Annotated in this window: 12 protein-coding genes; 8 read left to right on the plus strand and 4 right to left on the minus strand. The window is 42.5% G+C overall.

Annotated features, from left to right (window positions below; translation table 11 throughout):
* Positions 1 to 302 (plus strand): Uma2 family endonuclease (locus IM509_RS01720; RefSeq protein WP_287716285.1); only part of this gene is annotated, 302 nt, incomplete at its 5' end.
* 311 nt (positions 303 to 613) lie between these two features.
* Here the strand turns inward: IM509_RS01720 and purN are convergent.
* From purN to pap, 3 genes are all read right to left on the minus strand, one after another.
* Positions 614 to 1,252, minus strand: a complete 639-nt coding sequence (gene purN / locus IM509_RS01725; protein WP_002795693.1) for a phosphoribosylglycinamide formyltransferase — start codon at positions 1,250 to 1,252, stop codon at positions 614 to 616.
* Positions 1,249 to 1,533, minus strand: coding sequence for a hypothetical protein (locus IM509_RS01730; RefSeq protein WP_158200771.1), 285 nt, complete (start codon positions 1,531 to 1,533; stop codon positions 1,249 to 1,251). The genes purN and IM509_RS01730 overlap by 4 nt, the downstream gene beginning before the upstream one ends.
* 116 nt (positions 1,534 to 1,649) lie before the next feature.
* Positions 1,650 to 3,143: a polyphosphate:AMP phosphotransferase gene (gene pap, locus IM509_RS01735; RefSeq protein ID WP_185237453.1), complete on the minus strand. Its 1,494-nt coding sequence runs from the start codon at positions 3,141 to 3,143 to the stop codon at positions 1,650 to 1,652.
* A gap of 208 nt (positions 3,144 to 3,351) precedes the next feature.
* On the opposite strand from pap, the gene galE reads away from it, so the two are divergent.
* Together galE and IM509_RS01745 are read left to right on the plus strand one after the other, a co-directional pair.
* Entirely contained in the window at positions 3,352 to 4,350 is a 999-nt protein-coding gene (gene galE / locus IM509_RS01740) for a UDP-glucose 4-epimerase GalE (RefSeq protein ID WP_052276271.1), read from the plus strand.
* A gap of 273 nt (positions 4,351 to 4,623) precedes the next feature.
* Complete coding sequence (locus IM509_RS01745; RefSeq protein WP_043999872.1) at positions 4,624 to 5,049, plus strand: hypothetical protein; 426 nt, start codon at positions 4,624 to 4,626, stop codon at positions 5,047 to 5,049.
* Between the two features lie 187 nt (positions 5,050 to 5,236).
* Here the strand turns inward: IM509_RS01745 and IM509_RS01750 are convergent, their stop codons facing one another.
* Positions 5,237 to 6,208, minus strand: coding sequence for an FkbM family methyltransferase (locus tag IM509_RS01750; protein ID WP_052276270.1), 972 nt, complete (start codon positions 6,206 to 6,208; stop codon positions 5,237 to 5,239).
* 162 nt (positions 6,209 to 6,370) lie between these two features.
* On the opposite strand from IM509_RS01750, the gene IM509_RS01755 reads away from it, so the two are divergent.
* The 5 genes from IM509_RS01755 to IM509_RS01775 all read left to right on the plus strand — a co-directional run bounded on the left by IM509_RS01755 (position 6,371) and on the right by IM509_RS01775 (position 10,715).
* Positions 6,371 to 7,831, plus strand: a complete 1,461-nt coding sequence (locus IM509_RS01755) for an MBOAT family O-acyltransferase (protein WP_185237968.1) — start codon at positions 6,371 to 6,373, stop codon at positions 7,829 to 7,831.
* Entirely contained in the window at positions 7,831 to 8,790 is a 960-nt protein-coding gene (locus IM509_RS01760; protein WP_185237969.1) for a hypothetical protein, read from the plus strand. The genes IM509_RS01755 and IM509_RS01760 overlap by 1 nt, the downstream gene beginning before the upstream one ends.
* The gene (locus IM509_RS01765) at positions 8,787 to 10,049 is read left to right on the plus strand and encodes an NAD(P)/FAD-dependent oxidoreductase (protein ID WP_052276267.1); all 1,263 of its coding nucleotides are present in this window, start codon (positions 8,787 to 8,789) and stop codon (positions 10,047 to 10,049) included. The genes IM509_RS01760 and IM509_RS01765 overlap by 4 nt, the downstream gene beginning before the upstream one ends.
* A 76-nt stretch (positions 10,050 to 10,125) precedes the next feature.
* Complete coding sequence (locus tag IM509_RS01770) at positions 10,126 to 10,371, plus strand: hypothetical protein (protein ID WP_002739747.1); 246 nt, start codon at positions 10,126 to 10,128, stop codon at positions 10,369 to 10,371.
* A gap of 86 nt (positions 10,372 to 10,457) precedes the next feature.
* Positions 10,458 to 10,715: a type II toxin-antitoxin system PemK/MazF family toxin gene (locus tag IM509_RS01775; RefSeq protein ID WP_311768976.1), complete on the plus strand. Its 258-nt coding sequence runs from the start codon at positions 10,458 to 10,460 to the stop codon at positions 10,713 to 10,715.
* The last annotated feature ends 136 nt before the right edge of the window (positions 10,716 to 10,851 follow it).

Raw genomic sequence — 10,851 nt, forward strand, 5'->3', positions numbered from 1 at the left:
ATTATGAAACTGGCAAGACAACTATTACCAATCCCAGATTAATAGTAGAAGTCCTCTCAAAATCAACTCAAAATTATGACCAGGGCGATAAATTTCTCTATTATCGTTCGCTGCCGGAATTTCAAGAATATATTCTCATTATTCAAAGTCGTCCATATATCATGCAGTATAACAAAACTCAAGAAAATAAATGGTTATTAACGGAATACGAGGGCGAAAATGCCAGTTTATCTTTAACTTCTGTAAATTTCGATCTCAGTTTTCAGGAAATTTACGAAGGAGTGATAAGTAGCTGGTTATAATTAAGTAGTCGTGCAAAATTAATTTCCTAGTGAAGATAGGCAAGAGGCAAGAGGCAAGAGGTGTTTAGATATGTGTAATTAATTTTGCTTAGGTACTTAAATTAAAAATGGATTTTAGGTTCGATCCCCCCTTAGTACTAGGGTTGATTCATAGTAGGGTTGATTCATAGTAGGGTTGATTCATGAATCAACCCTACCTTAATAAGGGTGGTGTCTGATAATTTTTAACGCCTACCTACTTATTTAACGATTTGCGTTGAATTTTCGTTTTTTTGCCGGTATTATCGCCAAGGAAGTCCAGAAATCTATCTCTACAGACCCAATTTCGCCGCTAAAGCGATCGCTACCGGGAAAATGCGATGTTCTTGCACTTGAATGCGTTCGTGGAGACTGACCGCGGTATCATCGGGGAGAATGGGAACCACTGCTTGCATTAAAATTGGGCCACTATCTACCTCCGCGCGAGCGATATGCACAGTACATCCGGTCACTTTTACCCCCGCAGCTAAAGCTTGTTCCACGGCGCGCACACCCTTAAAACTGGGTAGTAAACTAGGATGGATATTGATCACGCGATCGGGAAAAGCATCTAGTAAAACCGGGGTGACAATTCGCATCCAGCCCGCCATAATTACCCATTTTACCCCGTATTCTTGGAAAGTTTCTACTATTGCTCGATCGAGTTCTTCTCTGGGTTTAAATTGACGATGATCGAGGAAAACCGCAGGGATATTGTAGTCATCGGCTCTTTCTTTTACCTTGGCATCGGGATTATTGTAGATGAGAACAGGAATTCGGGCATTTAGCTGTTTTTTTGCGATCGCTGCCGCCAAAACAGCAAAATTGGAACCACTACCAGAAGCCATCACTCCTAAAGAGAGGGTTTCCTCTAGGGGAATATCGGCCAAACTGAGATCGGGAGAAATTAAACTGGGGGAAATTGTCATCATATTTTATAAGCGAGTTCGAGTGCATTGCAAAAGCTATTGAGGCGATTCAGCAAAGCATTATAGTAAGAATAAGCATCATCCCGTTCCTCTTGGAGATAGGCATACAAGGTTAGCTCTGGCTCTGAAGCTAGGTGATTTTTGGGGATATCGAAACCGACTTCGGTTAGGCGCGTCGCTGCGATCGCAACTAGCAACGCCCCAATGGTATTAGACTCACCATTGTGAAGATCCCTCAGTCCGGGTAAGATGATCTCGGCCCCCGGCAACTCATTGAGATTCATGATTGTTTCTCCTCTGGTGGATATTGAAAACGTTCAATGAAGTTCTCGACTCTGCTTCTCAGCAAATCAGGGTTAAGGGAGGGTGAATCGAAAAAATCCCCATACCCCTATCTACCCTATCCCCGTTGTTTCAAACCGGTTTCAATAGCGGCAATGACTGTTTCTATGACTTTAACGCGGGCGAAATACTTATCATTTGCCGCTACAATCGTCCAGGGGGCGACGGGGGTGCTAGTACGGGCTACCATGTGATTAACTGCCACATGGTAGAGGGGCTGTTTTTCTCGATTGCGCCAATCTTCATCGGTGAGTTTATGTTGACGATAGGGGTTATTTTGGCGCTCGTTGAAGCGATTTAACTGTTCTTCGGGGCTAATATGTAACCAGAATTTGACTAAAACACAGCCTGAATGGGTTAATTGGGCCTCAAATTCGTTAATTTCTTGATATGCCCGTCGCCAATCCATATCTTTAGCGAATCCTTCCACTCTCTCCACCAAAATCCGTCCATACCAACTGCGATCGAATATACCGATAGTTTTGGCTGCGGGCAATTTCCGCCAGAAGCGCCAGAGGTAATGATAGCGATGTTCTTCCTCCGTCGGGGCAGCAAAGGCAATCACTTGATAACTGCGAGGATCGAGGGTATCGGTTAAGCGTTTGATCGCCCCTCCCTTACCGGCGGCATCCCACCCTTCAAAGAGGACTAAAACGGGGATATTTGCCTGAAAAATCTCTAATTGCAGTTTTCTTAATTCTACCTGTGCCTGACGCAAACGGATTTTATAGTCTTCTTTTTCCAATTTGGCACTTAAGTCCACTCTCCCCAGATAATCGGGTTCCGTGGGCAGTAATTGGGCTTGAGGTGGTAGATTGACAGGGGGTTCGATCGGTAATTGCCGCTGATCCAAAGCTTGAGCGATCGTACCGACTAATTGGGAGAGAACTTTTACCCGGGCCCAACGTTGACAGTTGCCCTCCACCAATGTCCAAGGGGCGGCCCCCGTGCTAGTGTAGGTAATCATTTCCTCGGCTAAACTGGCATACTCATCATAACGTTTGGCCTGTTGCCAATCTTCCGGACGCACGCGCCAAGATTCTAGTTCATTTTCGGCGTATTCTCTGATGCGTGACTTTAATTCCTTTTGACTAAGGTGAATCCAGAATTTAGCGATTGCGACCCGATCATCAGATAATTGTCGCTCAAAGGTGTTGATATCGCGCATGACTAGGGGAATCTGGGAGGAGGGCAATTTATTTAAGAGTCGATCCTCTAGTAGATGGGTGTACCAACTGTGATAAAAAATGCCGATACTGCCTTTTGCTGGCAGTTTTTGCCAAAATCGCCATAAAAACGGGTAACTTTCCTCTTGGAGGGAAGGGGTTAAAATTGGATGGACGGTAAAACCGCGAGGATCCATATAGTTAACCATTTTTTTGACTAAAGTTCCCTTGCCTGCCGCCGCCCAACCTTCCAAAACCACCACCACGGGTAATTTACATTCCCAACAGGACTTCTGTAGCGATCGCAGTTGTTGCATTAAATCTTTAATTTGTGATTGATAAGTTTCTTTGTCAAGGGAAAGAGATAGATCGAGGGGACTTAACATGATGGTCAAATAAGTAGGTAGGTGTTAAAAATTGTCAGACACCCCCCTTATCAAGGGGGGCAGGGGGGATCGGCACTACCCTTATCAAGGGGGGATTAAGGGGGTATCCAAGACAATATCTATCTTCAATTTAATTATAACGACTTACTTAAAAGCAAAATTAGGGTATAAAGTTATAGACAAGTCAATCTCAAATAGGTATGATCGCGTGTCTCAAGTTAAACCTACCATTCTCGTCACTGGCGGTGCGGGTTATATTGGTTCCCATGCAGTTCTAGCGCTCAAAAATGCCGGTTATTCCGTCATCGTACTCGATAACTTATCCTACGGTCACGCCGAAATTATTAAGGATGTGTTAAAAGTTGAGTTAATTGTCGGTGATACTAGGGATCGATCGCTGCTGGATAATTTATTTGCTAGTCGTGATATTGCCGCCGTCATGCACTTTGCCGCTTTTATTGCCGTGGGGGAATCGGTACAAGAACCGGCTATTTACTATCAAAATAATGTTAGTGGTAGTCTGACTCTTTTGCAAGCGATGATCGCCGCCGATGTGAAGAAATTTGTTTTTTCTTCCACCTGTGCTATTTATGGAATGCCCAAGGAAATTCCGATGACGGAAAATCACCCCCATCATCCCCTCAGTCCCTACGCTGCCAGTAAGGAAATGGTGGAACAAATTCTTAGGGATTTTGATGCGGCCTACGGTTTAAAATCGGTGGCTTTCCGTTATTTTAATGCTTCAGGAGCCGACCCCAGTGGTTTATTAGGGGAAGATCACCAACCAGAAACCCATTTAATTCCCCTGGCTTTATTAACTGCCCTGAAAAAACGGGATTCCCTGTCAATTTTCGGCACGGATTATGATACTCCCGATGGTACTGCTGTTCGGGATTATATCCATGTCAATGATTTAGCCCAAGCTCACGTTTTAGGCTTAGAATATCTCTTAAATGGGGGCGAAAGTAATGTGTTTAATTTGGGCAATGGTAACGGTTTTTCCGTGCGTGAAGTGATTGAAACAGCGCGAGCGGTAACTGGTTTAGATATTCCCGTCATCGAAAGTCCCAGAAGGGCAGGTGATGCCCCCATTTTAATCGGGAGTAGTGATAAAGCTAAACAGGTTCTCGGTTGGCATCCCCAATATGCCGATCTCAAGGTAATAGTTGAACACGCTTGGAATTGGCATCAAAAAAGACACGATTAACAGCGATCGAGTGCTAAACTTTAGTATTATCGGATTGAACAATTCTAAGTAAGTGGTTTCAATTAAATTGAAGATAGATTTTGTCTTTGATCCCCCCTGCCCCCCTTGATAAGGGGGGTGCCGATAGAACGTAGGTTGGGTTGAAGCATGAAACCCAACGCCCGATTACGTTACGCTACCCCTAACCCATCCTACAAATAATTGTGCCTCCCTACTTAGAGGCTGATAGTTTACCGCTATAAGCTTCCCTAGAATCATCTCAAATACAATGCTATGAATAACAAAATAATCTTAATATTTATAGGCTTGACTTTTTTGGCAAGTTGTGCTGATAGTAAACAGTTTCAATGTCAAAAAATCTATCGGATTGCCAACGAAGTCGCCCAAGAAACCAAATCCTTAACCAAGGGTCAAGGGACAGAAATTGACCAAAAAAGTTGGCTATTAGCCGCCGATAAAATCGAACAGGCCGCAGAAAATATGAAAAAATTAGCAGTGAAGGATCCTGAACTAGATAAATATAAAATCGCTTTCGCTCAAGTCTATGAAGATTATGCCACTGCCACTCGTGAAATAATTCAAGTTATCGAAACTCGCAATAAAAACGGGGCAAAATTAGCACAGGAAAAGGTAAGAAAAGCCGGCCAATTAGAAAAAGAAACTGGCGAAGCTTTTAATACCTATTGTCAAGCACAGTAAATCAGTTATCAGTTATCAGTTATCAGTTATCAGTTATCAGTTATCAGTTATCAGTTATCAGTTAGAAGGTGTTGGGGTTTTGGGGTATTAGTGGAAATTTCCCCATTTCCCCATTTCCCCATTTCCCCATTTCCCCATTTCCCCATTTCCCCATTTCCCCATTTCCCTATCACCTCACTCCTATACTTTAGGGTTTAATTGCGTACAAAGTACCCACATTTTTACTGCGAGGCATCCGGGAGAAGATGATAAAACCGAATTCTTGCAGATGTTTGACTAAAGCATCGGGACCCTTTTTATGCCATTCCATCATGATAATTTTAATCTGTCCTAATTGACCGGTTGCCGCTAAAGAATCGAGGATTTCGTATTCGGAACCTTCACAATCAATCTTGGCAACTATATCGATGTCGGGATAATCAGAGGTAATACCTTTAAACACATCGGTGAAAGGTTTAAGAATTAAATCGGCTGTAGCTGTTTGTTTCGAGGCAAAAGGTTTTAATTGGTTGTCAATACCAGAAATACCAACACTACCTTTAACCTTGTAATCGTATTCGACTTGAATAATTTCATCCCGAGCGCCGACTCCATAATCAAAAGCTTTAATCTTCTCCGCTAGATTAGGATTGAGGGCAAAATTTCTTAAAGCTTGGTCGTAGGTAGCCTTAAAAGGTTCGTAACTATAGACAGCTTTCACATTAGCTCGATTGGCAAAAAAGAGACTAGCAAAACCCGTATTCATGCCAATATCGATCGCTACACAGGGCTTGTCATAGAGGAAATTATATACACCTAAAAGGAAAATTTCATGGGCGATATCTAAATCCTGTCCCGTCTCGATAATTAACTTAACTCCATCGATATCGATAATTAATTCCTGTTGCCCATCGATATAAAATTTACAATCAGCCAGAGCCTTTAAGGCGCCAGCTTTGTTACAAACTTTACTACCCAAGAGGAAATCCTGCTTATTTTTGCTTAAACTGATCCCTAAGGGTTTGTAAAAAAGTTGACCAGATTTAGCATCATATGCCACATAATTAGGATTAATATTATGCTCTGCCAACTGACTAGACCAATATTGATCGGCAATATGGGGATAAGTCTTAAATTGTCGATAGCGTTTATGAGCATCTAACAGTTTTTGATAAAGCATTGCTTGTCTAGCCTCGATTTTTTAGGATGGATGAAGGTAATTTTATGGACAAGTCTGACAAAGTTTGATAGGCTTGTCAAGAAAATCCCTCGTCTCTGAGCATCAGAAGTCAGGAAACCCATCTCAAACAAGGTAACACAGACCATCAGGAGTTAACACGCCTTGAATTACTCTGATTTTATATTTTGGTGGATATTAATCCTTTTTAGCGTTCCTTTCCTAACGGCGCGCTACCTGGCGAAGTCCTTCAATCTCTGGCGAGGTGTTTTTGATGGAGTCGGATTAGCGGCGCTGTCCCTAATCCTATTTTATTACGCCAGTCGCACCAGTTTCCTCGTTTTCGTCGTCTCCCTAGCCTTTAACTACATTATGGTCTGGCTAGTGCTGAAAATGAGCGGCTGGAAGGCGAATCTCCTGGCCACTATCGTTATCGTCATCGATATTCTCGTCCTCGCCTACTTCAAGTATTTCGGCTTTTTTGTCGAGGAAATCATCGGATTATTCGTTTCTCTCCCCCCTAACTGGAAGGAACTTTCCCCAATTCCCGTGCCTAGCCAAATACCGCCGGGGGTATCCTTCTATACCTTCCAGATGGTGGCTTTCGTGGTGGACTCCCTACGGGAAAAGAAAAAGAAACCCCTAGCCGTCCTCGATTATGTCAATTTTATCTCCTTTTTCCCCCAGATTGTCGCAGGTCCGATCGAGCGTCGCCGGGATTTATTACCACAAATGGAGGGATTTCGCCTCAAATTTACAGGAGAAAACTTCGAGAAGGGGTTGCGTTGGCTTTCTCTCGGTTTATTTATGAAATTTGTCCTCGCCGATAACATTGCGCCCTACATCGAATTAGATAAGATGATCGATAATGCTTGGTATATCTGGTTTGAGGCCTTTTTATTCACCCTGAGAATCTATTTTGACTTCGGCGGTTATAGCTTTATTGCTGTTGGTTTAGCCTATTTTGTTGGCATTAGATTGGAATTAAACTTTTTAGCCCCCTACACATCCCAAAGTATTAACGAATTTTGGCGACGTTGGCATATTACCCTTAGCACTTGGTTTCGGGATTATGTATTTTTACCCCTGATGGGTTCCAATAAAAATTGGGCGCCTTTTTATCTATTCATTACCTTTACTCTTTCAGGTTTTTGGCACGGGGCGGCTTGGAATTTCGTCTTTTGGGGCGCTTACCACGGGGCATTATTATTATTACTGCGTTATCTAGGCCGACCTTTCTATGCTTTCGTCGGAAAATACGTTTCTCAGCCGCAAATTGTCTCCTGGGCTTTAACGCAATTGGCTGTCATTTTTGGTTGTCTCTTTTTCATGGAGATTAACACCAGAAGATTAATCGGCAAAATGCTGGTTATTGCCAATCCTTTCAATTATTCCTTAGCTAATATCGGGGAGATTTTTAGTTCCTATACTCTCAATCAAGGAGCAGTTTTAAGCGTCGCTTTAGTTCTTGGTATCATTGTTTTAATCCTCGAACATCTGGCTATTGCCCAGAAAAAGTTTGAATATGAACTATTGTTATCGCCTTGGCTGTCTAAAATATTGCTAGGTTTAACTATTCTCCTAGCTTCCACTAATACCGGTGACTTTATTTACTTTGAATTCTGATGAATACTAAATCCTTTAACATTTTCCCCTGGTTAGCTTCTGTGGGAGTCGCTTGGTCCCTCGGCTTTGTTTACAATGTCATCTACGGCGGCGAATTAAGCTGGTTGCGGATGATGTACGAGGAAAAATCAGCGATCGCAGCTAGTACCGAAGGACCGCGGCGTTTAATCGTCACGGCGGGATCGGGGGCGCATTATAGCATAAATTCGGAATTAATGGCCAAAGAATTGGGAATGCCCGTGGTTAACTTCGGTTTACAGGGGGATATCGGGTTAAATGTCATTGCCGCTATGATTCTCGAAAAAGCGCGCCAAGGAGACGTAATTCTGCTGATTCCTGAATATCTCATGCTCATGGATGAGGACGGTTTTAATCGCGGCGAAGGACTTTGGGGATCCGCACCTTTTAGCGTCGCTATTGGCAAACCAGGGTTAGGTGGGATACCTTTAAAAACCATGATCGAGGATACTTGGTTATTAGGTATTCCGGGGATGCGTCCAGTCACTAAATCGATGGTTGATTTATTCACTAAAGGCAGAATGACGGGTTATCTTTCCGATCCGATTACTGACAGAGGAGATCCGACTATAGTTAAGGAAAGAACAGGGAAATGGTGGCAAATGACCTTTGATACTCCTGCCTCTGCTCACTCGATTAAATTGATTGAAAAACTCAAGAAAGATTTAGAAGCAAAAGGGGCGACTTTAGTGGTTTCTTTGCCCTGGGTTTATGCTAAAAATGATGGTAAGACTCTTGCTAATATTCGCAAATCTGCCGAAGAATTAAGTCGGGTTGTGCCAACAATTTACGACCCAACAGACTTGAATATTAAGACCGATTCTACCATTTTTGCTGATACTCACTATCATCTTTTACCCCCGGCGAGAATTATTCGTTCAGAACAATTAGTTTCGGAACTGAAACCCATCCTAAACACAACTGAGAATAAAAATCCATGAATAAACCAATAACTAAGATTTGCATTCTGGGGGGTGGTTTTGGAGGGTTATACACGGCGCTCGATCTGAGTCGATTAACAGCAGTAAAATCAGGTCAATGGCAAATAACTTTAGTCGAACCGAAAGACCATTTTCTCTTTACTCCCCTTCTCTATGAACTAATTACAGGAGAATTGCAACGCTGGGAAATTGCCCCTTCCTACCGTCAATTATTAACAGGAACTCAGGTTAATTTAAAAACTCAAAAAGCCCGTAATATTGACTTAAACAATCATCAAGTATATTTAGAAAATGAGGAAATTTTAGATTACGATTACCTCGTTTTAGCGGTGGGAGTGCGGAATCGTTGGCCGGCTATACCGGGGTTAGCCGATTATGGGCTAACTTTTCGGAGTTTAGAGGATGTAGAAAAATTACAAACGGCAATTCATGACTTAGAAACTCAAGGAAAATCCTCAATTGATTTAGCAATTATTGGCGGCGGTCCCAATGGGGTAGAATTAGCCTGTAAGGTGGCTGATCGTTTAGGAAAAAAAGGCAAAGTTCACCTAGTGGAAAGGAACGAGGAAATACTGCAAAACTTCCCTAAATCGGTGCGTATTGCTTCCTGTCGTTCCCTTTTAGCCAAGAATGTTAGTCTCTATCTAAACACAGGATTAAAGGAAGTTGCAGCTAATTCCATAACCGTATTTAAAGATAATAAAAATGAAGTTATCCCCATTGATTTATTATTGTGGACAGCAGGAACCCAAGCACAGGATTGGATCAATAATTTAGACTGTCAGAAAACAGCACAAGGCAAATTATTAACCCGTTCCAGTTTACAATTAATCGACTATCCCGAAGTTTTTGCCCTTGGGGATATAGCCGAAATTTATCCGAGTAAACAGGTAATTCCTGCCACAGCACAAGCAGCCTATCAAGCAGCCAGTGTAGTAGCCAAAAATATCTCGGCAGTGATCAGAAAAAAATCGCTCAAACCCTATTATTATCTGCATTTAGGTGATATGTTAACCCTGGGTAAACAATCAGCCCTTGTCTCCAGTTTTGGCCTTAATATTACTGGTAGATTAGCTGATATAATGCGTCGATTTGTCTATATTCTGCGTTTACCCAGCAAACGCCATCAATTGAAAGTGTTTCAACATTGGGCGAAAAAAATTCTTCTCCGACCCCGTTATTCACAGGTGTTATCTAATACTAAATCCGTTGAGTATAGGCTACATATTAGGAGAGGAAAAAGGCAAAAGGGAGAATAAATAATCAGTTCCAACCAGGTTGTTAGTCCTTACACAATTGGCTACAATAGCCCTACACAAGCTACGAGAGAAAAGTATGCCTGAATTAAAAATTAGCATTAGTGAGGCTGCTCACAAAACGCTGTTAGCACTCGTTGACTCCTCTGGGGATACGCTCCCAACAGTATTAGACAAAGCCATCGAAAATTATCGCAGATATGTTTTTCTAGTTCAAGCGAATGAAGCCTTCGCCGCCTTAAGGAAGAATGAGACTTTATGGCAAGAGGAAATTTCTGAAAGGCAGACATGGGAGCAAACTCTCGCTGATGGAGTAGAAGGGTAGTGGCAGAAATTACCAGAGGAGAAATATGACTAGCAGACCTCAATCCAGTAAGGGGGCATGAACAGGCTGGTAAGCGTCCATGTTTAGTGATTTCAGCAGACCTGTTTAATCAGGGTACATCTGGCTTAGTTGTTGTTTTGCCAGTAACTTCTAAAGACAAAGGAATCCCTTTTCACATAAAAGTGGAACCTCCAGAGGGAGGAGTGAAAATGCCAAGTTTTATCAAGTGCGAGGACGTAAGATCAATCTCAATAGAACGACTTGAGAAGCGATGGGGAACTGTATCCTCAGAAACCCTGGCATTGGTTGAAGACAGACTGAGAATCTTAATGGGACTGTATTGACATCCTCGCCGCCGTAAAACGGACGGCGATTCCCAAACCTCACGATTTGGGTTTCTGCTTCTTTCCCGAAGGATTTTTCGCACCTGCCTTAACAGATTTACTCTGTTCTGGTCTTATGGTCGCTCTACAGACTGAC

The organism is Microcystis sp. M31BS1 (genome assembly GCF_020245285.1).
Classification (GTDB): Bacteria; Cyanobacteriota; Cyanobacteriia; order Cyanobacteriales; family Microcystaceae; genus Microcystis; species Microcystis panniformis.